Below are 24,204 nucleotides of genomic sequence, written 5' to 3'. Positions count from 1 at the left end.
TGCTCAAGTATCCCAGATCAGCGGGAGGGCTTACCCGCAGCGATCGGCATTGGCCCGGCACCAGACCTGGAACTCGGCCACATTCGCATCGTGCCCTGCGGCATCCGAGGAGAACTTCGTCTCGCCGGTGTCGGGATTGACGGTCACGAAGTAGATGTAATCGCCGTGAGTCGGGTTGACCGCCGACGTCAACGAGTTCTTGCCCGGGTTCGAGATGGCGCCCGGCGGCAGGCCGGGGTGCACATAGGTGTTGTACGGCGAAGGATTCGCGCGTTCTTCATCGGTGGTCGTGACGGTGCCACCCTGGGAGTTCACCGCGTAGCCCACCGTGGAGTCCATCTGCAGCGGCATGCCCTGCGCCAGCCGGTTGTAGATCACCTGGGCAATGTCGGGGCCGTAGACCGGGTCGCGGGTCTCCCGCTCGATGATGGACGCGATGGTGACCGCATCGTAGGGCGAAACACCGAGTGCCTCGGCCTTGGCGACGAAATCGATCTGGTCGGCGACCGTATTGAAGTGCGCGGTCATGTCCGACAGGATCTGGACTGCGGTCGGCTCGGTGTCGAAGACATAGGTCTCCGGGAACAAGAAGCCCTCCGTTGCGCCGTTGGCCCAGGTGGGCAGTTGCAGTTGCGACGGATTGGCCAGCACGGCGTTGAACTCGTCGGCCGCGATGCCGCTCTGTTCAGCGAGCCGAGCGACCACCTGCGTATTGCGCAGCCCCTCCGGGATGGTGACCCGGGTATTGATCATGTTCGCACGGTCCATCAGCGCTGTCACGGCCTGGACCGCCGACATCTTCGTCTTCAGCAGATAGTTCCCGGGCTGGATGCCGGACGAACCGGTGATGTTCTCGGCAGCCCGGAGGAAGGCCTTGCGCGAGGCCACCACGTCCTGAGAGACCAGCAGATCGCCCATTTCGGTCAACGTCGCGTTCTCGGGGATCGTGACGACCACCTCTTGCTCACCCGGTCCGGGATAATCGGCGGCCTGGGTGAAGTTGAGATAGCCCTCCATGACCTTGGTGTACACGAAGTAGCCGCCACCGATGAGCACCGCGAGCGAGACGGTGATGGCCAGCAGGTTCTTCCACCAGGAACCCCGGCGCTTGACCGTCGGTGGCTCGAGGTCCGGCTCCTGGCCGTCGTAGCCGTCGTCATAGTCGTCTTCGTCGAGGAATCGGCTCATCGCTGCGACTAACCTCCCTGGGGCCATTCACGACCGGCCGGCCGGCCAGTGCGTTTCTCGTATTCGAGTGCTTGTTCGAGGATGTCTACGGCGGCGGCCTGGTCGATGATGGCACGCCGGCTGCGCGAGGTCCTCCCACTGGCTGCCAGCTTACGTGCCGCGCTCGCCGTGCTCAGCCGCTCGTCCACAACACGCAGCGGCCGGGCCAAGCCGGTATGCAGCCGGTCGGCGACCTCGCTCATCTGCTGGACGGCCGGGCCCTCACGTCCGGCCAGATTGACCGGCCAGCCGAGCAGCACTTCGATCGGCTCGTACTCCGCGCAGATCTCCGCCAGCCGCTGCACGGTGCCCCCACCGGTGGGCACGGTCTCCACCGGATAGGCAAGCAGACCGTCGGGGTCGCAGGCCGCAACCCCGACCCGGGCCTTTCCCCAGTCGACGGCGAGCCGGACGCCGCGGCGGAACTCAGCGCCCAAGAACGGTCTCCACCTGATGACGGGCGGCCTCGACTGCCTGCGGGGCGGCCTCGGGCTGGGTGCCACCGCCCTGGGCCATATCGTCCTTGCCGCCGCCCTTGCCACCGAGTTCTGCCGCGGCACGCCGGACGATCTCGCCGGCCTTGATGCCCAGATCACGGGCCCGGCCATTGACCGCGACCACCACCGCAGGCTTGGGGCTCCTGGACAGCAGCACCACCACCGCGGCGCGGGTGCCGAACTGGTCGCGCACCTGCCCGGCCAGCGAGCGCAGGTCCGCAGCGTCCACACCGTCGAGCACCTGGGCGTCGAAGGCGACGCCTTCGATGTCGGTCGCATTGGCGACGATGCCGGAGACCTTCGCCTGCAGCTGGGTCATCCGAAGCTCGGCGATGGTCTTCTGCGCCGACTTCAGCTCGGCCACCATGGCCTGCACCCGGTCGCCCAGTTGCTCGGGCTGGACCCGCAGCGTGTCGCTGAGCTGATTGACCAGTGCCCGCTCGGCGGCCATGTGAGCGAACGCATCCGTACTCACCAGCGCCTCGACACGGCGGGCACCCGATCCGACCGACTGTTCGCCGAGCATGGTCAGCATGCCGATCTGGCTGGAGTGCTGCACATGGGTACCGCCGCACAGTTCACGGCTCCACGGCCCGCCCATCTCGACCATGCGGACGACCGGCGGGTACTTCTCGCCGAACATCGCCATCGCGCCGAGCGCCTTGGCGTCCTCGAGCTTCATCTGGGTGGCAGTCACTTCCAGGTCGTCGCGGATCGCCACATTGCAGCGTTCCTCGATCTCGGCGCGCAGTTCGGGGCTCAGCCCCTTGACCGACGAGTAGTCGAAGCGCAGATAACCGGGCCTGTTGTAGGAGCCCGCCTGGGTGGCGCCGGAACCGACGAGTTCGCGCAGCGCAGCGTGCAGCACATGGGTGGCCGAATGCGCCTGACAGGCGCCGCGGCGGTTGAACCCATCCACCAGCGCGGTGACCGCGTCGCCGACCACCAGTTCGTTGGGCACCTCGACCTTGTGGACGATCAGACCGGGCACCGGACGCTGCACGTCGAGCACCTTCAGGTCGCCCGCAGGGGTGCGCAGAATGCCGGTATCGGAGTCCTGGCCGCCCGACTCCGCGTAGAAGGGGGTCTCGGCGAGCACGACCTCCACGATGCTGCCGGCCGGCGCCGAGGTCACCGACTCGCCGTCGGCGATGAGCCCGCGCACCTTGGTCTCGGCACCCAGTTCGGTGTAGCCGAGGAAAGGAGTCTCACCCTCGGCGCGCAGCACCTGGTACGCCTCGGTCTGGGTCACCCCGCCCTTCTTGGCGCGGGCGTCGGCCTTGGCGCGCTGACGCTGTTCGTTCATCAAGGTGCGGAAGGCGTCCTGATCGACGCTCAGCCCCTGCTCGGCAGCCATCTCCAAGGTCAGATCGATCGGGAACCCGTAGGTGTCGTGCAATTGGAATGCCTTGTCACCGGCGAGCACGTGACCACCGGACGAGCGCACCTGCTGGGCCGCCATATCGAACAGGGCGGTACCCGAGGTGAGGGTGTGGCTGAACGACTGCTCCTCGGCATCGGCGATCTCGCGGATCCGCTCCCACTGGTCATCGATATCGGGGTAGGAGACGTGCATCACGGCGCGGCTGACCCCGAGCAGATCGACGATCGAGGGGCCGGCATAACCGAGCAGCCGCATCGAGCGGATCGAACGGCGCATCAGGCGGCGCAGCACATAGCCGCGCGCCTCGTTGCCGGGAGCCACCCCGTCGGTCATCAGCATCAGGGAGCTGCGCACATGGTCGCCGATGACCCGCAACCTCACATCATTGGTGTGATCGACACCGTACTTCTTGCCCGACAACTCGGACGCCCGCGCGATGACCGGGAAGACCTCATCGGTCTCGTACATGTTGTCGACACCCTGCAGCAACAGCGCGATCCGCTCCAGGCCTGCGCCGGTGTCGATGTTCTTGGACGGCAGCGGGCCGGCAATGTCGAAATCGTCCTTGGCGCGCACCACGGACAGATCCTCCTGCTGGAAGACCAGATTCCAGATCTCGAGGTAGCGGTCCTCATCGGCGTCCGGGCCGCCCTCGGGGCCGTATTCGGGGCCACGATCGATATAGATCTCCGAGCACGGGCCGCCGGGGCCGGGGATGCCCATATTCCAGTAGTTGTCCTTCAGGCCGCGGGACTGGATGCGCTCCGCGGGGACGCCGACCGACTTCCAGTAGGTCATCGCCTCGATATCGCCCTCGGGGTACTCGGGATGCAGGCCCGGACCGAGCACGGTCACCCAGACCTTGTTCGGATCGAAGCCGAAGCAGCCCTCGTCGATCGGGCCGGTGACCAGCTCCCAGGCCCACTCGATGGCCTCCCGCTTGAAGTAGTCGCCGAAGCTGAAGTTGCCCAGCATCTGGAAGAAGGTGCCGTGCCGGGTGGTCTTGCCGACATCCTCGATGTCGAGGGTGCGCACGCACTTCTGCAGGCTGACGGCGCGCTTGTACGGCGATGGCTCGGCGCCGATGAAGTAGGGCTTGAACGGCACCATCCCTGCGTTCACGAACAACAAGGTGGGGTCGTTGTACAGCAGCGATGCGCTGGGCACGATGGTGTGATCGCGCGCGGCGAAGAAATCCACGTACCGGCGTCCGATCTCTGCTGCCTTCATCCTTTGACCTCACTCACATTCGACACTGACTGGGCTCAGCCAGACCGATTGTCAAGCCTAGCGCGCGCTGCCGGTCCGCGTAGATTCAGACCATGACCTCGCATGCCCCTGAACCCGACGAACCTCCTGCCGCGAAACCCGAGCGGGTTCGGATGGACCTCAAGAGCTGGCTGTACACCATCACCGCGACGATCCAGCGTTTCTTGCGCAACCAGGGCACCGACATGGCCGCCGCCCTCACCTACTACACGGTGCTGACCATCTTCCCGGCGCTGCTGTGCATCGTGTCGTTGATGAAACTCAGCGGGATCGGCGACGTGCTGGTTCCCAAGCTGACCGGACTGATCAGCCAAGCCTCCTCGGACGAGTTTCTCACCGACACACTCGTGGGCCTCATCGAGAGCTTCTTCTCCAGTGCCGGAGCCGGTCTGGGCCTGGCGATCGGTATTCTCGCCGCCGCTTGGGCGGCCAGCGGGTACGTCGCCGCGTTCACCCGGGTCATGAACCGGGCGTACCGGGTACTCGAAGGACGCAACCCCGTCAGGCTGAAGGCCCAGCAGTTCGCGCTGACGATCATCCTGCTGATCTGCATGTCGACGCTGCTGCTCGCGCTGGTGGTCAGCGGTGACGTGGCCGGCTGGATTGCCGGTCAATTCGCCGCGCTGAGTGGCGTGGTGCACCTGTGGGACCGGCTGCGCTGGCCGATCACCATCGCCTTGGTCATGGTTCTCATCGACGTGCTCTACTACTTCTGCCCGAATGTGCGGTTTCCGCGCTTCCGCCCGCTCAGTTACGGCTCGATCGTCGCAGCGCTCGCCGGAATAATCGCGGTGGTGGGATTCCGCTTCTATGCGGCGAACTTCGGCAGCTACGACGCCACCTACGGCGCGTTGGCCGGTGCCATCATCGCCTTGTGGCTCATCTGGCTGACAAATCTGGCGCTGGTGGCAGGAGCCCATCTGGATCTCGAGGTATTGCGCACCCGGCAACTGCTGCAGGGCCTGCCCGCCGAGCGCGCCCCGGTGCTGCCGCCCAAGAGCGCGAAGGGCATCGACAAGAAGATCGGCAGGGACAACAAGCTCGCCGCCAAGGGCAACGAACTACGCCTCCGGGGCCAGTAGCCCCCGAATGAGGACGAGCCGCTCGGCGATCTGCGCCTCATTGCCGTGCTGAGTGGGTTCGTAGTAGCGGGTGCCGACCAGTTCGTCGGGGAGGTACTGCTGGGCTGCAACTCCGTGCGGATAGTCGTGCGCGTACCGGTATCCGACTCCGTGGCCGTATTCGCCGGCGGACGAGTAGTGCGCGTCACGCAGATGCGGTGGCACATCTCCGATCCGGCCGGCTCGCACATCGGCGATCGCCGCATCGATGGCCTTGATCACCGCATTCGACTTCGGAGCGGTCGCCGCCGCGATGGTGGCCTGAGCCAGGTTGAGCCGGGCCTCCGGCATGCCGATCAATTGGACGGCCTGGGCGGCAGCGACGCAGGTCTGCAGCACCGCCGGCGCGGCCATCCCGATATCCTCGCTGGCCAGGATGACCAGGCGCCGGGCGATGAACCGGGGATCCTCACCCGCCTCGATCATCCGGGCGAGCCAGTGCAGCGCGGCGTCCACATCGGAACCCCGCACCGACTTGATGAAAGCACTTGTCACGTCGTAGTGCTGATCACCGTCGGCGTCGTAGCGGACCGCTGCCCGGTCGACGGACTGCTCGACGGTTTCCAGGTCGATCACGGTGGTGCCCTTGGCGTCGGCGCTGCGGGCGGCCTCCTCCAGGTAGGTGAGTACGCGCCGCGCGTCGCCGCCTGCCATCGACAGCATCGCCTGACGGGCGGGCGTGTCGAGTTGGTACCGCTCGCGCAGGCCTCGCGGGTCGGCCAGCGCCCGGTCGACCAGGGTGTTCAGGTCGTCGTCGGTGAGTGGACGCAAGGTCAGCACCAGCGAACGCGAGAGCAGCGGCGAGATCACACTGAAGCTGGGGTTCTCGGTGGTGGCGGCGATGAGCGTGACCAGCCGGTTTTCCACCGCCGGCAACAAGACGTCCTGCTGGGCCTTGTTGAAGCGGTGCACCTCGTCGACGAACAGCACGGTCGACACACCCCGGGCCAGTTCGCGTTTGGCAGCCTCCAGGTGGGCGCGCACCTCTTTGACCCCCGAGGTCACCGCCGAGATCTCGACGAAGCGTCGTCCGGTCTGGTGGGAGACCACCGCGGCGATGGTGGTCTTGCCGACCCCAGGTGGCCCCCACAAGAAGACCGACATGGCACCGGTGCCCTCGGCGAGGCGACGCAGCGGCGAGCCCGCGGCCAGCAGATGCTGCTGGCCGACGATCTCGTCGATGCTGCGCGGACGCATCCGCACCGCCAGCGGCAGGTTCGCGTGATCGGCGTCGGCCAGCGACCCGCCGGAGGTGGGTTCCGCGACCGGGCTGATGTTGCCGAACAGGTCCTCGCTCACCCGAGTGAGGCTACCCCATGGCACCGACGGGCCGATCTCTCAGCCGAGAGTCTCAGCCGAGCAGCTTCGCTTCGAGGCCGGCCTGGTCGTCCGCCGTCCAGCCGTTGAGCTCCAGCCATCCGGCGACCGAGCCGAAGTCGCGGGCGACCCGCCTGAGCACCAGTTCCATCAGTTCGGGCGGGGTCGATTGGGACTGGACATCGGCGTCGTGTTCGCCCGATCCGGCGCCGGCCATGAAGCCGAGCTTGGTGAGGATGGCGACGATCCGCTCGGTGCTGGCGGCATAGTCCGCGAGGATCTGGTCTTCGGGCACGCCCAGTGCCGCGAGCAGCACCGCGCTGACGGTGCCGGTGCGATCCTTGCCGGCCGCGCAATTGATGATGGCTGCTCCCGGTGAGCCGGCGACCGCCCGCAATGCACCGATGATGCTGTCGGGCCGTGACCGGAAATAGCCGAGGTAATGCCCGGCGACGACATGCACGGTGTCCGGCGGGTCGCCGTCCTCGAGCACCGAAAACTCACCGAACCAGGCGGGCATCGGATCATTGGGGTCGTCCTCGGGGTACAGACTCAGCTTGTGCACCCGGACGCGCCCGTCGAAGGGGAATCCTTGCGCCCGGGCGCGTTCGCTGTTGGTGCGCAGATCGATCACATCGCTGAGCATCAGGTCGTCGAGCAGCCACTCGATCGAGGTCTGGGGCAGGTCATCCAGGTTGTCCGAGCGCAGCAGCACGCCTTCGCGCAGCGTGCGTCCGCCAGTGGTGGTCATGCCACCGAAGTCCCGGATGTTGACCAGGCCGTCGAGATCGACCCAGTTCGGTTGATACGCCATATGGTCGAACCTACCAACTTCTGTTACGCGTCGATGAACAGCACGCACCTCATCACCGCGGGCCGCTGCCGGCCCGGTCTTGGCGGCTGGTGGCTAGGCGCTGGTCTGCGCCGCTGCACCGGACTTGTCGGACTTGTCGCTCGCGCCGGCCTTGTCGGCCTTCGGCTTGAAGTCGACGCCGGCCTCCCTGCGCTGTTGCGCGGTGATCGGGGCGGGAGCTTCGGTCAGCGGGTCGTAGCCGCCGCCCGACTTCGGGAAGGCGATGACCTCACGGATGGACTCGAAACCGCCCAGCAGCATGACCAGGCGGTCCAGGCCGTAGGCGACACCACCGTGCGGCGGGGCGCCGTACTGGAAGGCGTCCAGCAGGAAACCGAACTTCTCCTGCGCCTCTTCGGCGCTGAGACCCATCACCTGGAAGACGCGCTCCTGAATGTCACGGCGGTGAATACGGATCGAACCTCCGCCGACCTCAACGCCGTTGCAGACGAAGTCGTAACCGTACGACAAGGCTGATCCGGGGTCGGTGTCGAACGTATCCATCGACTCGGGCTTGGGCGAGGTGAAGGCGTGATGCACCGCGGTCCAGCGTCCGTGGCCGACCGCGACATCACCTTCGGCGGTGGCCTGGGCTGCCGACTTGAACAGCGGCGCATCGACCACCCAGCAGAATGCCCACGCCTCGGGATCGATCAGATCGCAGCGGTGGCCGATCTCGACCCGAGCCGCCCCGAGCAGCTCCTGAGAGCTCTCCCGCTCCCCGGCGGCGAAGAAGATCGCATCGCCGGGCTTGGCGCCGGCGGCGGGCACCAGTGCTGCCTTTTCTTCGTCCGAGAGGTTCTTGGCGACCGGCCCGGCGAGCTCGCCGGACTCGTTGATCGTGATGTAGGCCAGCCCGCGGGCGCCGCGCTGCTTGGCCCATTCCTGCCAGGCGTCGAACTGGCGACGCGGCAGCGACCCGCCGCCGGGCATCACGACGCACCCTACGTAGGGCGCCTGGAAAACCCGGAACGAGGTGCCGGCGAACAGTGCGGTGACCTCGTGGATCTTCAGGTCGAAACGCAGATCGGGCTTGTCGGAGCCGTAGTCGTTCATCGCCTCATGCCAGGTGAGCCGACGCATCGGACGAGGCAGCTCCACGTCGATGAGCTTCCAGACCTGTGCCATCACTTCCTCGGAGACGGCGATGACATCGTCTTGATCGACGAAGCTCATCTCGACGTCCAGCTGAGTGAACTCGGGCTGCCGGTCGGCCCGGAAGTCCTCGTCGCGGTAGCAGCGGGCGATCTGGTAGTAGCGCTCCATGCCGGCGACCATCAGCAGCTGCTTGAACAGCTGGGGGCTTTGCGGCAGCGCGTACCACGAGCCCGGCCGCAGCCGGGCGGGCACCAGGAAGTCACGGGCGCCCTCGGGAGTGGACCGGGTCAATGTGGGGGTTTCGATGTCGACGAAGCCCAGCGAGTCGAGCGCCTGCCGGATGGTGTGGGTAACCGACGAACGCAGCCGGATGGCTTCGGCCTGGCGCGGACGACGCAGATCCAGGTAGCGGTACTTGAGCCGGGCATCCTCGCCGACATTGACGCGCTCATCGATCGGGAAGGGCAGCGGCGCGGAGGGGTTGAGTACCTCGAGTCCGCTGACCACGACCTCGACCTCACCGGTCACCATGGCCGGATTGACCGTGTCCTCCGACCGGGCCTCGACCACACCGGTGACAGCGATGCAGAACTCGTTGCGCAGCTTGTGGGCACCAAGTTGATCGACTAGTTCCTCGCGGATCACACATTGCACGATCCCGGAGGCATCCCGCAGGTCGATGAACACCACACCACCGTGATCGCGGCGGGCGTCCACCCATCCGGCCAGCTTGACCGTGGTGCCGATGGTGGATCGGAGCAGCGTGCCTGCCTCGTGGGTGCGGATCACAAGTATTTTCCTCTCGCGTGGCCCGTATGGACGGTAACCGAACCCGCACAGTCTAGCCCGCGCGGGCAGGACGTGGTCTCGCGGCGCCGCCAGTGCCGCAGCACGATGACTGCGAGCTTCGTCTGAATACGCCATGAGCTGAACCTGCGGTGCGCAGGTCGTCGCGAGGCCCGTGGTGCCTCACTGTCAAATCCCCGCGAAACGGGGGGGTCGTGCCTCACATTGTTTTCCCCGCGTAGGGTTCAGCTGGCGGTTAGCCGGATCCCGGCGGGGTTGGGTAGCTGTGGTCGTGCTTGTTCTTCTAGACGGCGGGTTTTCAGACCGGCGTGGCGGGTGAGCTCTTGCTGGATCAGGCCGATCTGTCGGGCCATCGCAGCGGGCTGCAAGGTGGTCTTGTATGCGGCCAGCTCAGCTTGCTGGGCTCGGCTGAGGACCCCGGCGTCGAGGAGCCGCTGGCAGGGCGTTTTGGGCTGGTCGTAGACGCGTTTGCGACGACCGACGGCATCGGTGGCCCAGCCGATTGGTTTCTTCGTGGGGGTGAAGAAGTTCAACCGGTCGTTGACTAGTGGCCACAGCCGGTTGAGGAGTTCCAGCTCCAGTGGGGTGTCGTAGCGGTGGTAGAAGCCGTAGCGGCGTACGAGGTGACCGTTCTTCGACTCGATGGTGGCTTGGTCGTTCTTCTTGTAGGGCCTTGATCGGGTGAAGAACACATCACGCTGCCCGGCCCAGCCGATCAGGTCATAGTTGATGAACTCCGAGCCGTTGTCACAGTCGATCCCGGTGACCATGAACGGCACCTGATTGATGAACTCGTCGAACGCGGACCGGATGTGCAGGTGGGCGTTGTTGCGGATCGCTTTGGTGAACACCCAGCCGGTATGCATGTCGGTGAAGTTCACGGTGCGCGCGAACTCGCCCTTCAACGTCGGGCCGCAGTGAGCCACCGTGTCGACCTCGAAGAACCCGGGCTCGGCCTCGACCTCGTCACCGGCCTTGCGGATACTGATCGAGTTACGCAACAAGCTCCCCGGTTTCGTTGCCGATTTGCCTCGGATCGGGTCCTTGGCCCGCGCTGTGTTCAGGTACCGGTCGATCGTGGCCGCCGACATGGACTCCAGCTCGGCACGCACCTCCGCGCTGTAGCGGTCCTGACCGGCCACCAGTGAACCTTCGGCTTCCATCGCATCCAGCCAGTCGCTGATCGACACGACGAGGTACTTCCCGCAACTGCCGCCAGCAGTCGCCCAAACCCGCTGCAGCACCACCAGCGCATCGTAGGAGTACTTGCGTGGTTTCGTGCGTCGCCGGTCAATCACCGCGACCGTCGCAACGGCGCGGCCCTTCGGCTGCCGTAGTCGCGCCTTCAGTGTCTGACGAGCATGATCCCGATTCCAGCCCGTCACGTCCACGACCTGATCCAAGATCAGACCCTTGTCCTTCTTCGACGCGGCCGCGTACGCCGTGGCGTACCGCTTCGTGACCTCAACCCTGGCTGCCATCGACAAACCCTCATCACTCACACCCCATCGTGGCCGACCCAAGCTTCGCGGGGAAAACTGTATGAGGCACGGCCCCCTCACTCGCGGGGACTATGTATGAGTCTCGTCGAGGCCTCGTGCTCGACACCGCCACCAGATAAGGTTTATCTAACTTCCGATGGATCTTGCACCCCACGGAGGAGGTCCGCCACGATGACGTCCTACAACCTCGCGGTCGCGCTCGGTTCGAGCCGCGTCGCCGCAGCCAGCGCGCACACCGATCCCGACCTGGGGGTTGTCGCCGAGCCGATCAGCCTCGGGCGCCTCGGCACCGCGTCTTCGTGCCTGTTTGTGCCTCGGGACGGCGATCTGGTCTTCGGCGACGCAGCCAGACAGCACGGTCAGGCCCAGCCGGAACGGATGATCTGCGATCTGCGACACCGCCTCGGAGACGACGTGCCGCTGCTGGTAGGTGGGCAAAGGCTGGTCCCGGAGCAGCTTTACGCACAACTGATCGCCTGGGTTGTCCAACGGGCCACCGAGCAAGCAGGTGAGCCGCCCGCAGGCATCACCATCGGGTACCCAGCAACCGAGTGGGGTACGCATCGCCTGAGCCTGATTGCCACCGCACTGGCGGCACTGGGTCTCGACGGCTTCGATTTCATACCCGAGTCTGAGGCTGCCGTCGCGCAGTACGAGGCCTCGGCTCCCCTGGAGAACGGCCAAACCGTCGCCGTTTACGACCTGGGCGGCGACGCACTCAGTTGCGCTGTGCTGCGCAAGGAACGCGACGGAGGTCTCGGTCAGGTCGGCGCTTCGGGTGGCCTCACCGATCTTGGCGGCACCGATTTCGACGATCTGGTCTTCCGGCACGTCATGGAGGTGTCCGGGCTGGCCAAGATGACGCTGGATGCCGACCACGTCGACGTCCGAGGCGCCCTGATCCGACTGCGCGAAGCCTGCGTCGAAGCCAAGGAGACGCTGTCCTCCCAGACAGCCGTGACCATTCCCGTTGCGGTGGCAGCGGTCCACACCACCGTCCGCCTCACGCGTGCCGAATTCGAGCAGATGATCGAGCCCGCTCTGGATCGCACGATCGATGTGCTGGATGACACTGTCGAGCATGCCGGCATTCAGGTATCGCAGCTCGAAGCCGTACTCCTCATCGGCGGTTCATCAAGAATTCCGCGGGTGGCGCAGCGGTTGTCGGAGTCGCTCGACCGGCCGATCGTGATCGACAGCGATCCTGCTTTGTCAGCGGTACTCGGTGCTGCACGGGCAGGACTACGGTTCGCAGAGGCTCGGGCGCAGGCGGTGATCGGCGCCCACGAACAACAGGCAGCGGTTGTCGAGGATCTGCCGACTCCCGACGACGAGTCGGCAGCGCAACCGGCGGTCCGGTCGAAGCGTCGACGTCGCGACCGCGGTCGGCTGATGGTGTTCACCGCCGCGGTAGTCACCGTAGTCACGCTGTTGCTCAGCGGATCATCGTCCGGCTCACCGCTTCCGGCCGGCTCGGCAGTCGACGAGGCGTCCACCTCGCACACGTCATGGTCGCAGGCGCAGCGCCCCAGCCCCGCCGACGGCGAGCCCTCTGCCGACCTCGTGGAGCCCACCGAGCTGAGGCCGCACGGTCACCTCACTCTGCCCGGTGAGGTGAGCGCGGTGCCGACGAGCAACCCTGTGGGCTCGCCTGGCGCCCCGACAACGGTGGCACCGAACACCACGGCCGCGGCCGACGACGAGACCGTCGCTGACCTGGCGCCCGAGATCGGTACGCAACTACCGACCGGCGACACCACCACCGACTCCCCGGTCGAGCCCACCACGGCCAGCCCACCATCTGATTCGAGCGCTCCATCCGCTCCTGAGACCGATGGGAGCTGACCATGACCACCACGTCCCGAGGAACCACGCCGCCGTTCTCCAGCGTTCGACATGCACTGCAGGCAATCGAGACCATCGCCACCTCCGGTAGCCCGCGGGCCTTCATTGTCGGCACCGCCCGATCCGGCAAGACCAGCCTGCTGCGCGAGATCACCAATCTGCTCGCAGACCTCGAGACCGCATTCACCGAATACCGGCCAGGCCCGTCGGCCGCCTCGGTGCCGCCCTCTCGGGTACTCGTTGTCGATGATCTTCACCTGTTGGACGAGGAGCATCTCGACCAGATCGGCGGTCGGGCCCTCGATCCCACCGCCGGGCTCATCGTCGCCAGCCGGCCCTGGCCGAGGCCCGACGGATTGACAGCGATCTGGCGTCGCCTTGAGCAGGACGCGCCCGCGGTCGTGCTCGGTCAGCTCTCGCGATCGGATGCCCTCACCTACTGCCAAGTGCATGGCCGAGCGGTCTCATCCGCCTGCTTGACCCAGATTCTGGCAGCCACCGGCGGCATCAGCTGGTTGGCTACCCGGGCGCTGAGTCTTCATGATGACCGTGATTGCGTGGACGATCCCGAGCACAGTGGATTGCATCTGCTCCTCCAAGACGAGATCGCCCACCGCCTGAACACCGCCGACGCGCAGTTGCGTCATCTGGTCGAGTTGGTGAGCATTGATCCGCATGCGAACCTCGGTTCCATCGAATCGGTGTCAGCTGTCGACGCGCTCATCGCGCAGGGTCACGCCGAAGGGCTTCTATTGCGCAATGGGCGTCCGGTCCCGGTGGTGCGGTCAGCGGTTCTGGCTTCCACTCCCGCGCACCGACTGGCCGAGCTGAGGGCTGAGACCAGCGCCGACCGGAGCAGTCTGATCAGCCACGACGATGCGTCGGCACCGCTGCTACAGCAGGCTCTCAATGTGTGGTCGAAGGGTGATCTTGACGGAGCCGCGGAACTCGTCGAGAAGGCGGAGATGGCCGCCGGTTCTCCCAACTCGGATCTCGCGGCCGACCTTGCGGCGGCTATCTGGGCCGAGCGCGGGCTGCCGCTGATCAGTAGTCAGAGTTATCTCGCGCGACCGACCGACGACCCGGCCTCATCGGTGCGCGCGCTGCTGGTCCATGCTGGTGCGGGTTTCCCTGACCGTTTCCACGATCGTCAATCCGTCGCGCAGTCGCCCACAACACTCGGTGTCGCCTTGCAGCTGTTTGAAGCCGGTCTGCGTGATTCCGTGAAGCAGCAACCACCTGCATCGGCGCTCAGTTCGTTGGTACAGGCCTCGGAGCTGTACTCCGCATCCAAGAGTGTGGGCCCGATCGCCGAGTTGCCGGCCGTGGTCGCGGCGGGCGTGGCGATGGGCGCCGGCGAGTTGCAGACCGCCCAGGCGGTCATCGACGCCGCGGTCAGCGCAGAGCAGGGCGGACCCTGGGCGCGCCCGCGGTTGCTAGGCTGGCAGGCCTTTGTCGCGATCCGCAATGAGCGTCCGCACGAGGCCCGCGAAGCCTTGCGTCAGGCCGAAGAGCTCGTCTCGCCTCAGTCGTCGCGCACGCAGCTGCTGCTTGCCACGATCCGGATCACGTTGGCTCGACGTTATGGAGATACGCAGAGCCTCACGATGGCGTGGCAGGCCGCTCTGACCGCCAGCCGCAATGTGGACGTGTCACTGTATTCGCTGCTCCCGCTCGGCTCGCTGATCGATGCCGGAGCCCGACTGGGTGACTCCGTGACGTTGGCACCCTATCTCGCACACGGCCTCGAGATCGTGCGTAGGCTCGGCTATCCCCCACTGTGGTCGAACCACCTGTGGTGGGCGGGCGTCCAGCAGGGCATCCTACTCAACAAGCCCGGTTCGCTTGCACCGCATGCTCAGGCATTGGTGGCCGCGGCGCCGCACAGCTCGGTTGCCGCTGCGATGGCCCAGGCAGGCGGGGTCTGGGTCGCAGTTCTGGGCGGCAAGGTTGACGCAGGCGCAGTCGAGGCGGCGGCCCGAGGACTGGCGGCGGCCGGACTCTCCTGGGATGGCGCGCGTTTGGCCGCGCACGGGGCGGGCCGGTTACCCGATGATCGTAGGGCGTCTTCTCGACTGATGGCCTGCGCCCGTGAACTTCATCCCCCCGAGGTGATCCGGCACGCTGCTGGCAGCACCGAGAGCAGCCCAACCCCGAGCCACGAGGGTGCTTCGCTGAGCGAACGCGAACATGATGTGGCGGTGTTGATACTGCAAGGCAAGACCTACGCCGAGATCGGCCAGGCGATCTTCATCTCACCCCGTACGGTCGAGCACCATGTGGCCAGTATCAGACGTCGGCTGGAGGCGAAATCGCGCTCTGATCTTATCGCCAAACTGCGTTTGACTATAGGTGGAACCGAGGACAGATGATGACGGACGCTGCTGATCCCGTAACCCCCTATTCACAAACTAGGGACAATCCCCCATGCTTTGTACTAACCCGTGCCATACGCTCGAATCGACCGTCACCCACAAGACAGGAGCTGCGATATGACCACGCCCTTGGCCACGATTGCTGACGCTCTCATCGAGTTCATTCTGAGCTTGTTGCGCGACCCGGCCGCGGCCGCGCAGTTTGCTGCTGAACCCGAAGAGACCCTCGCGGAGGCCGGCCTGTCCGGGGCCTGTGCTGCCGACGTGCGCGCTGTCGTGCCGGTGGTGGTTGACCGGCCCGACGTCGTGCAGCGGCCTGTCCAAGCGACTCCGGTTCACCCTGGCTACTCACCCCAGGTGAGTATTCAGCAACCGCAGTCCCCCGCGCATCCTCCGACCGTGGTCGAAGAGATCACCAATGTGACCACCAATTTCGCAATCGACGCGCGCACCACGATCATCGACCAATCGGTGAATCAGAATATCTGGGCCGGCGGTGACGTGACCCAGATCTTCGATCAGGAAGCGATCGTCGCCAGCGGTGATGGCTCGGTGGCCGCCGGCAAGGATGCCTCGATCGACAACTCGCAGACCGAGATCGATGCCGACGATATCGGGATCGGTAACACCGAGATCACCGCAGAGATCTCCGATGCGTTCAACGACCAGTCGACCACCACCGATGTTGACGTCACTGTTGGCACCGCCGCTGAGGATCCGGTGGCAGACGGCCTGGTCGCCGTCGTCGACGCGCCGGCTGATGCCGCGCTGGTCACCGACGCGGCAACGGCCACTGCGGATACCGCTACGGAGGTCCTGGACGTTCCAGACGCGGGCGTGGCCGCTGTGGCGAACGAGTACGAAGACTCGGGTGCGGTGCTCTACGATCCGGCCGGCTATGACGTCGACGGACTTGACCAACCGTAACGAGTTCGGTTGCGAACGTGAAGATGGCTGAAAATAACGATCAGGAGACCTCCGGCGCAACTGCTGCGGTCATGCGGATACGAACCGTGAAACCGCAGCAGGAGCCGCCGGAGCGTCCCTCCGTGCTCAACCCGAATGCTGCCCCGGTATTGGTGAAGCTCGCACCACCGTTCTCGGTTCGGGCCTGCCAGTTCTTGTGGGTGGTCAGCTTCGTGCTGGCGGGGCTGGCGATCATCTACTTCTTCGTCGTGCGCGAAGACCAGCTTCCGCTCATCGTCGAGACGATCCGCGACGTGAACTCCGAGCGCACCACCGAAACCTACCAGCGCGCTGCAGACATCATCTATTGGTCGGCATTCGCGGCAATGATCGGGCTGCTACTCATCCAGATAACCTTGCTGGTGTCGTTCACCAACCGCAAGCCCGGCGTGCGATGGTGGCAGTTCATCACTCTGCTCGGGCAGGCGTTGCTCTTCGGTCTGGGACGTGAACTGATAGCCGCCGGTGACCATGGCGAGCACCTGCGACAACTCCTGGCCGGCCAACTCGTCGCGGTCACCTTGGCGCTACTCGTCAGCAACCTGCGTGGTGCTGTTGCCTGGAGCGTGCGCCGTCACGACGTCCGCAAGGGACTGGGGTGGTCTGGTGGGGCTGATGCCTGAGACAATCCCTTCCAGAGTGCGCACCACGATTCTGCAGGTCTCGGTAGCTTTGCGCTCAAGCATCGGCGACTGACTCTTCGCTCGCCACTGATCGAGTTCGATCATGGCCTGCAGAGCTATTTCGTGGGCGGATACCTCCTGGGGCAGGCCCAGCCGCAGTGCCGGATCCAATCCGTCGCCACCGACGATTCTCGCGGCCCGCTGGGCATCGTCCTCCGGAAGGCCCAGCCCTGCCGTGCGCGCCGAGGACAGCAATGTCAGTTCACGCAACCAGTGAGCCGAAGCTCGGATCCGTTCGATTCCTTCCAAGACTGTGGAGGAATCTCGGCGCGGCTTGTCGCGCAATAACCGCTCCAGTGCATCCAGTACGCCCCTGGCTTTCAGGCTCGCCGCCCGGGAGTGAAAGTGCAACTCGACGAAGTCGTTCAACTCATTGAGGCCGCTGTGCTGCACGAGCTGGGTGGACAGTTGCGTCGAATCGGTGGCCCCCGCACGGATCAGCGAGATCGCCAAGCGGACTCCGAACAGCCCGAATCTCGCCAGCAGCTCTTTGCGTTCCCGTTCGCTCAGCGACAGATGATCGGCGGGCCGGACGAAACGATCTGCTGAGACCAGCAGCCGCTCTCGCTCCACTCGGTCCAATGCGGCCAGTTCCCGGAAGGCGGTGAACTCGGCCTCGCGCAAGGTCTGCGCGCCCTCTGCCAGTAGCCCAGCTACCGGGACTACTCCTAATGCCAGCGAAGCCAACTCTCCATCGCGTTCGTACCGCAGGGCGACCTTGCGTGCCGACAACAGTGAATCGATGCGTCCAGAGCCGATCTCATCAGCGCGTGACAGAACCGCCACCGCATTCACGGTCTGCGACGGCCCCGCCGCGGTGTCTCGGAAAGCCTCGAGAAACCCGAGATCCGAGGGGTGCAGATGACGCAGCAGGTAGACGATGGCGTCCGCCTCCGATGGAGAATCGGAGGGGGTCAGGAAACTCATCGAGCGCGCCGATACCTCGTGGGATGTCGAGGCGATTCCTGGGGTATCAATGAGAATCACCGACTTGAGTGCGGGGGCCGGCCAACCGATGTCTATCCTCTCGACGTCATCTGCCGACATCTCTCCCAGGTCGATGACCAGTTTGCCCCTCACTCGGCGTAGCGGCAGCCGTTGGCTCGGGCGCCCGTGTGGCCGCAAGGTGATCGATGGAGTCTCCGAGTAGCGATACCAGGTGACGATCTTGGTGCACTCACCAGCATCCGTGGGCGCGATCTGCTCACCCAGGATCGCATTGAGTAGCGTCGACTTTCCCGCCTTCACGATGCCCGCGATGGCAAGCCGGAGTGGCTCACGAATCCTGCGCTCCAGTCGGTCGAGTAGCTCCAGCGCCGCCTCGTCGCGCGTATAGAGGCGGCGGGTGACCTCGATCAGGGCCGCAGTGTCGTCCAGCTGGTCCGGGCTCACTGCGCCACGGCCCGTGGGACGCGGCCTGCCGGCAACGTCTGCACCACGGGCAGGCCGGCCTGGAGTTGTTCGAGCTGGCTCAATTGGGTACGCAGCAGCGCGACCCGCTTGTCGTGCTGCGCGCTGTAGGATCCGGCCGCCTGCTTGGCGGCCAGCACCGAATCGGTGAGAGAACGATGCATCTCATCGGCGATGGAGGTGAAATGGTCGCGAGCGGTGCGTTGGACGACTCGCAGCCGGTCCTTCAGCTGTTTGGCGACTTGGAAGGTGACCTCGTCGATATAGCGACGCACGATGTTCTTCGCCTCGAAGCGGCGGCGCATCAGCCGGTTCCCCATGTCCTCACGATAGGCCCGCCGCCCGACCAGCACACCGGCGATCAGCGAAAGCGGGTTGATCAGGCTCAGGCCGATCAACCCGCTGGCCAGTCCGACCATCAGGACTCCGCCGTAAGAGCCTCGGACGCCGATATAGATCTTCTCGGTGGCGCTCAGTTGACCGGGGTCAAAATCGGGCAACTCGTCGACTGGATCAAGGATTCCGTCGATGGATGCGACCTCGATTACCGGGAGCTCTCGCTCCTCGGCCAAGAACAGCTCGCCGATCTCTTCGGTCAGCCAGGTGGAACGCTCCTCGGTCCACACGAACGTCTCCGAGATGGCCGAGGCGACGCGCTGGTCGACCCACTCCGTGATCTGCTCCCAGATGGGGCCGGGATCTCCTTCGTCGATCGCTTGCTCGGCCTCGCGTTGGACCCGCCGCAGCCGGTCCCGCAAATCGTGCTCCATGTCGGAGATGAGGTCGGCGATGCCGTCGGCCAAGGCCACCTGCCATCGTGAGGACACACCGCGGAACTCCTCAGCCTTTGCCTTGGCGTTCTCGAGCTCGGCGATGAGACGCGGGGTATCGTGCGGGTTCAGCAGTGCGCTCAGTTCGGTTCGTACCGACACCGTCATCTGCTCCACCGCAAAATTCATGTCGTGCACCGCACTGCGGGCACTCAGCAGCTCGGCATGCTCGACCACATCGCGGCGCAGATGTGCCACGAGCGCCGGGAAGCCGGACTCGTCATTGAGCTCGCGATCCTGCTGGGAGGCCGCCAGCAGACGCAGATCGCTGGAGACCGCGAATATGGGGAGGTCACCGATCTGTTTGAGGTGCCCTTGGTCAAGACGCTCGATTACCCGCCACTGCGGGTAGAGATCGGTCTTCGCCAGCACCGCCGCCACATTCGGGCAGATACGCAACGCATGTTTGAGTAGTTGTACCTCCGGTGCGGTGTACTCCTGGGAGGCGTCCGAAACCAGCAGCACCGCATCAGCAGACGACAGCGCGGAAAGCGTCGCGAGCGCCTTGGTGGAATCCAGCGATCCCACTCCGGGAGAATCCACCAAGCGCAATCCGCCCTTGAGGAGCTCGCGTGGCAACGAGACCTCGGCGGCCACAATATGCCGCTGGTTTCCCGGATTCCCCTTCTCCGAAACATACTCGGCAAGATCGTCGATCTGAATGGGCTGTTTGACGACCTTCACGGGTTCTGCCTCGGGCTCGTCGGTGCGAGTGACCACCCACGCTGCCGGCTGTGCACCGTAGCCGACCGCGGTCGGCACGCTGGTCGCGACATCATCGTCGATCGGGCACACCGGTGCGTTCACCAACGCATTGATCAGCTTGCTCTTGCCTTGTTTGAACTCTCCGACAACGACGACCCGCACGTTCGGATCCTGGAGTCGGGTGCGAGCCTGAATCAGCCTCTGCACAAGATCTGTCCGGCTGGTGACCGCGGCGAATCGGCCGGTGCGCTCCACGAGTTCGAGCAACTCGCGCCGCCCAGGAACAGCCGCCTCAGTCGGGGGCTTCGAGGGATCAGCGATGGTCGCCGAGCGGGCCATCGCCCGCCGCGGCACCGCAGCCGATCCGTCCGCATGCGTGCGGCTTGCCCGAGCCTGATCGGTCATGCTTGCTCCTCGCAATCGGTGCTGTACGTCACTCAATCAAATGATGCCGAACATCCACAAGCCCGGCCTCCAGGGAAGCCGGGCTGTGAATGTCATCTAGTGCGATCAGAAATCGATCTCGCCCTCGCCACCGGTGGTGCCGGAGCCTGGGCTGAAGATATTGCCGCTGTTGGCCCACTCGAAGCTGTTCTCGTAGGTAGCATCGATCTCGCTGGTGAACGAATCCTCGATTGTGAACGAGTCTTCGATATCAACATTCACGTTCGTCGACTGATCATTGAACGAATCGTTGATGTCAAGATTGAGGTCGTACTGCTCGGAGAAATCGTTGAACGAATCGTTGATGCGCACATCGATGTCGGTGTTGCCGATATTGATATCGTCAGCGAAGACCTTCGTCACGGAATTGTCGATGTTCACATCGCCACCCGCGGCGATCGAATCGTCACCGAAGGCGACACTTGCGCTCTGCCCGAAAACCTGCACGATGTCGGTATCGCCGAAGCTGTTACCTGTCGAGATGACCTGGTTGACCGACTGATCGAACTGCAACGTGCGCGCATCTACGTCAATGTTGACCTCGGTATCGCTGCCGCCGAAGCCCTTGCCTGCAGCTCCGAGAAGTCCGCCACCGGTCAGTCCACTGAAATTCAAGTTCTCGAAGCCGGCGTTGTACTGGCGCACTCCGACAGTTGACGAGTAGTCATTCAACGTTTGAGTGTTGAACGAACTCGTAACGTTGAACGAATCCTGGTTGCGAATGGAGTTGTCCGAACTGTCATTGAAGGAGTCTTCGATCTCGACCTCGACCTCGGTCGACGAGTCATTGTGCGAGTTCTCCACGGTGTTGAAGGAGTCCTCGATCTCGAATTCGACGTCCACATCGGTGGACGAATCGTTGTAGGAGTTCTGGTTGCCGGAGTCCTCGATCTCGATGTCGTTGTTCGAGAGGATGTCGTTGTTGGAGTTGCTGGTCTCGTTGAACGAATCTTCGACCTCGTTGCCCGAGAGCACGTCAGTGTCATTGTTCGAGAACACGTCGTTGTACGAGTCCTCGACCTCGTTGAAGGAATCCTCGACCGCGATGCCCACGTTCGTGGAGTTGTCGGAGCTGTCGTTGAAGGAGTCTTCGATCTCGACGTCGGTCTCGGTGTTGAACGAATCCTCGGTCTCGTTGTTCGACGCGACGGTGTTGAAGGAATCCTCGACCTCGACCTCGGTCTCGGTGTTGAACGAGTCCTCGATCTCGGTATTGAACGAATCCTCAACCTCAACGTCGGTATTGAACGAATCCTCGGTCTCGTTGTTCGAGGCCACGTTGTTGAAGGAATCCTCGACCTCGACGTCGACGTCGGTCTCGGTGTTGAAGGAGTCTTCGGTCTCGTTGTTCGAGGCCACGTTATTGAAGGAATCCTCCACCTCGACGTCGGTGTTGAACGAATCCTCGACCTCGACCTCGACCTCCGTGTTGAAGGAGTCTTCGGTCTCGTTGTTCGACGCGATGGTGTTGAGGGAATCCTCCACCTCGACGTTGGTATTGAACGAATCCTCAACCTCGACGTCGGTATTGAACGAATCCTCGACCTCGACCTCAGTCTCGGTATTGAACGAATCCTCGACGCCAACCTCGACCTCGGTCTCGGTATTGAAGGACTCTTCAATCTCTATGTCGTTGTTCGACAAAATGTCATCAGCCACAGTTCTTGCCTTTCCCCGGGACCTCGGTGGGCCAGATGGATGAGTGGAAGCCTCAGGAAAAAGTCTGCGCGAGTCGTCGCCCCGGTACATCGGGGCTTATCCCGAAACCCCCGGCCCCTACCTAGGGGGTTGGGGCACGAGGGGTCGGGGGTTCTGGGGGATTGCTACTGGCCGCCCGCGATCACCCGGGGACGTGCGTCGGCCTTGGGCGGGGTCCACACGCGGGCATCCGCGGCGACCTGGTCTCCGGAGCGAATGTCCTTCACCTCTCCGCTCACGCCGCCGAACCAGACATACGGGATGCCGCGCCGATCGGCGTAGCGGATCTGCTTGCCGTACTTGTCGGCCTTGGGGGCCACCTCGCAGGCGATTCCCCGGCCTCGCAGCGCCGCCGCCACCCGCATTGCTGTGGTGCGGGTCTGTTCGGTGTCCACGGCGACCACCACGCAACTCGGAACACTGCGTGAGGCGGCCAGCTCTCCCCTGGCCAGCAGCGGCATCAGCAGTCGGGTCAGGCCCAACGAGATCCCCACCCCGGGATAGCTGCGCTTGCCGTCGGTGGCCAGCGAATCGTAGCGCCCACCCGAACTGATCGAGCCGAGGCGTTCATAGCCCACGAGCACCGTTTCGTAGACGGTGCCGGTGTAGTAGTCCAGCCCCCGCGCGATCTTCAGATCGGCGACCATCCGGCCCGGCACCTGGATCCGTGCGGCGTTGATCACCTGCGCCAACGCGTCCAGGCCCTCGTCCAGCATCTCGCTGTGCACGCCGAGTTCGCGGACCCGCCCGACGAACGAGTCGTCCTCGGTGCAGATCGTGGCCAGCTCGACGCACTTGGCCGCGACCTGCCCGGACAGCCCGAGCTCGTCGGTCAGCAACTCGGTCACCGCGTCCGGGCCGATCTTGTCGAACTTGTCGACCCGCTGCAGCACCGCTGCGGTGTCCTCGATACCAAGCCCGCGATAGAAGCCCTCGGATAGCTTGCGATTGTTGACATGCATGCGCGCCGGCGGAAGGCCGAGTTGGCCGTGGAGCCTCTCCAGCGTCTCCAACATCACTAGCGGCGCCTCGACATCGTGGTGGTCAGCCAGGGTGTTCTCGCCGACGATATCGATGTCGGCCTGAGTGAACTCGCGGTACCGGCCCTCCTGCGGACGCTCGCCTCGCCAGACCTTCTGGATCTGGTAGCGGCGGAACGGGAATTGGAGGTGCCCGGAGTTTTCCAGCACGTAGCGGGCCAGCGGCACGGTCAGGTCGAAGTGCAGCCCGAGATCATCGCCGGTCTCGCCAGGCTCGGCGTGCAACCGCCGGACGACATAGACCTCCTTGGTTATCTCGCCCTTGCGGGTGAGCGAGTCCATCGTCTCCACGGCGCGGGTCTCGATACTGGCGAATCCGTGCAACTCGAAGGTCTCGCGGACAATGTCGATGACTGCCTGCTCGACCATGCGCTGGGCGGGCAGAAGTTCCGGAAAGCCGGACAGCGGCTTGGGTCGGGCCATCAGGCGAGAGCCTCCTTGGACAGGTAGGGATTGGTAGCCAGTTCACGGGCCATGGTCGTGGTCTGGCCGTGCCCCGGCAGAATACCGGTTTCGGCGTCGATCAGCCCGCACAGTCTGCGCAACGACTGCTTCATCTGGGTCATCGAACCGCCCGGCAGGTCGACACGTCCGATGCTGCCCGCGAACAGCACGTCGCCGCTGAACAGCAGTGGCTCGCCGCCGACGTAGCTGCGCAGCACCACACAGCCCGGCGTGTGACCGGGGGCGTGGATCACCTCGAGGTCGATGCCTGCCACCGTGAGCTGGTCGCCGTCGGCCATCGGCCGCAGATCGTCGGGGGCCGGCAGCACCGTGGTCCCAGCGACCTGTTCGATGAGCGGCTCGCTGCCCGGGCCGAAACCGAGCACCGGCTCGGTGAGCATCGGCCGGTCGCCGGGATGCAGCCAGACCGGTATGGCGAATTCGTTGGCCAGCTTCGCGGCGTCGGCAACGTGGTCGAAATGACCGTGGGTACAGATGATGCCCTCCGGACGCAGCCGCTGTTCGTCCAGCACCTGGTGGACGCTCGGACCGGCGTGGGCTCCGGGATCGATGATCACGGCGGATTGAACGTTGGATGAGTCCGGGGCACCGGAAGCTACCACATAGCAGTTCGTCTGCCAGGGCCCGGTTACGATTGACACGATGAACACATTTTGCAGCCTATCGGG

At 64.7% G+C, this 24,204-nt stretch carries 17 protein-coding genes; 5 read left to right on the top strand and 12 right to left on the bottom strand.

Translation table 11 applies throughout. From position 1 onward, the window contains the following. Positions 1-30: 30 nt before the first annotated feature. From mltG to alaS, 3 genes are read right to left on the bottom strand one after another with little or no spacing between them, the layout of a single operon-like run. Positions 31-1,188 (bottom strand): endolytic transglycosylase MltG, encoded by a 1,158-nt coding sequence (mltG, locus tag QUE25_RS14455; RefSeq protein ID WP_286266230.1) that lies wholly within the window; start codon positions 1,186-1,188, stop codon positions 31-33. 8 nt (positions 1,189-1,196) lie between these two features. Beyond that, positions 1,197-1,664, bottom strand: a complete 468-nt coding sequence (gene ruvX, locus QUE25_RS14450) for a Holliday junction resolvase RuvX (RefSeq protein WP_286266229.1) — start codon at positions 1,662-1,664, stop codon at positions 1,197-1,199. After that, a complete protein-coding gene (alaS, locus tag QUE25_RS14445) occupies positions 1,654-4,338 on the bottom strand; it encodes an alanine--tRNA ligase (protein ID WP_286266226.1) in 2,685 nt (894 codons plus the stop codon). Before alaS ends, ruvX begins: the two co-directional genes overlap by 11 nt. Before the next feature lie 92 nt (positions 4,339-4,430). On the opposite strand from alaS, the gene QUE25_RS14440 reads away from it, so the two are divergent. Further along, on the top strand, positions 4,431-5,459 hold the full coding sequence (locus tag QUE25_RS14440; protein ID WP_286266224.1) for a YihY/virulence factor BrkB family protein: 1,029 nt from the start codon (positions 4,431-4,433) through the stop codon (positions 5,457-5,459). Here the strand turns inward: QUE25_RS14440 and QUE25_RS14435 are convergent. From QUE25_RS14435 to QUE25_RS14420, 4 genes are all read right to left on the bottom strand, one after another. Beyond that, complete coding sequence (locus QUE25_RS14435; protein WP_286266222.1) at positions 5,439-6,797, bottom strand: replication-associated recombination protein A; 1,359 nt, start codon at positions 6,795-6,797, stop codon at positions 5,439-5,441. The two genes, QUE25_RS14440 and QUE25_RS14435, sit on opposite strands and share 21 nt — an antisense overlap. Before the next feature lie 52 nt (positions 6,798-6,849). Beyond that, complete coding sequence (locus QUE25_RS14430) at positions 6,850-7,629, bottom strand: tyrosine-protein phosphatase (protein WP_286266220.1); 780 nt, start codon at positions 7,627-7,629, stop codon at positions 6,850-6,852. 93 nt (positions 7,630-7,722) lie between these two features. Further along, positions 7,723-9,555, bottom strand: a complete 1,833-nt coding sequence (gene aspS / locus QUE25_RS14425) for an aspartate--tRNA ligase (RefSeq protein ID WP_286266218.1) — start codon at positions 9,553-9,555, stop codon at positions 7,723-7,725. 242 nt (positions 9,556-9,797) lie between these two features. After that, complete coding sequence (locus QUE25_RS14420) at positions 9,798-11,054, bottom strand: integrase (protein ID WP_286266216.1); 1,257 nt, start codon at positions 11,052-11,054, stop codon at positions 9,798-9,800. Positions 11,055-11,246: 192 nt separating this feature from the next. Here QUE25_RS14420 and QUE25_RS14415 point away from each other — a divergent pair, with 192 nt between their 5' ends. The 4 genes from QUE25_RS14415 (at position 11,247) to QUE25_RS14400 (ending at position 16,884) form a co-directional block, all read left to right on the top strand. Beyond that, the gene (locus QUE25_RS14415; RefSeq protein WP_286266214.1) at positions 11,247-12,920 is read left to right on the top strand and encodes an Hsp70 family protein; all 1,674 of its coding nucleotides are present in this window, start codon (positions 11,247-11,249) and stop codon (positions 12,918-12,920) included. Positions 12,921-12,922: 2 nt separating this feature from the next. After that, positions 12,923-15,292 carry a LuxR C-terminal-related transcriptional regulator gene (locus tag QUE25_RS14410; RefSeq protein WP_286266210.1) on the top strand — a complete coding sequence of 790 codons (2,370 nt, stop codon included), beginning with the start codon at positions 12,923-12,925 and terminating at the stop codon, positions 15,290-15,292. Between the two features lie 120 nt (positions 15,293-15,412). Further along, positions 15,413-16,222: an IniB N-terminal domain-containing protein gene (locus QUE25_RS14405; RefSeq protein ID WP_286266209.1), complete on the top strand. Its 810-nt coding sequence runs from the start codon at positions 15,413-15,415 to the stop codon at positions 16,220-16,222. 23 nt (positions 16,223-16,245) lie between these two features. Beyond that, positions 16,246-16,884: a hypothetical protein gene (locus QUE25_RS14400; protein ID WP_286266206.1), complete on the top strand. Its 639-nt coding sequence runs from the start codon at positions 16,246-16,248 to the stop codon at positions 16,882-16,884. Here the strand turns inward: QUE25_RS14400 and QUE25_RS14395 are convergent. From QUE25_RS14395 to QUE25_RS14375, 5 genes are all read right to left on the bottom strand, one after another. Further along, entirely contained in the window at positions 16,789-18,336 is a 1,548-nt protein-coding gene (locus QUE25_RS14395) for a dynamin family protein (RefSeq protein ID WP_286266204.1), read from the bottom strand. The genes QUE25_RS14400 and QUE25_RS14395 overlap by 96 nt on opposite strands. After that, the gene (locus tag QUE25_RS14390) at positions 18,333-20,294 is read right to left on the bottom strand and encodes a dynamin family protein (protein WP_286266202.1); all 1,962 of its coding nucleotides are present in this window, start codon (positions 20,292-20,294) and stop codon (positions 18,333-18,335) included. The genes QUE25_RS14395 and QUE25_RS14390 overlap by 4 nt, the downstream gene beginning before the upstream one ends. Positions 20,295-20,399: 105 nt before the next feature. Continuing rightward, complete coding sequence (locus tag QUE25_RS14385) at positions 20,400-21,992, bottom strand: hypothetical protein (protein ID WP_286266200.1); 1,593 nt, start codon at positions 21,990-21,992, stop codon at positions 20,400-20,402. A 164-nt stretch (positions 21,993-22,156) separates the two neighbouring features. Beyond that, complete coding sequence (gene hisS, locus QUE25_RS14380) at positions 22,157-23,494, bottom strand: histidine--tRNA ligase (RefSeq protein ID WP_286266198.1); 1,338 nt, start codon at positions 23,492-23,494, stop codon at positions 22,157-22,159. Beyond that, positions 23,494-24,177 (bottom strand): MBL fold metallo-hydrolase, encoded by a 684-nt coding sequence (locus tag QUE25_RS14375; RefSeq protein WP_286266197.1) that lies wholly within the window; start codon positions 24,175-24,177, stop codon positions 23,494-23,496. The genes hisS and QUE25_RS14375 overlap by 1 nt, the downstream gene beginning before the upstream one ends. Positions 24,178-24,204 lie beyond the last annotated feature (27 nt).

This window comes from Brooklawnia propionicigenes (genome assembly GCF_030297015.1).
In the GTDB taxonomy this organism is placed as follows: Bacteria; Actinomycetota; Actinomycetes; order Propionibacteriales; family Propionibacteriaceae; genus Brooklawnia; species Brooklawnia propionicigenes.
This window is presented reverse-complemented; position numbering and strand designations above follow the sequence as displayed.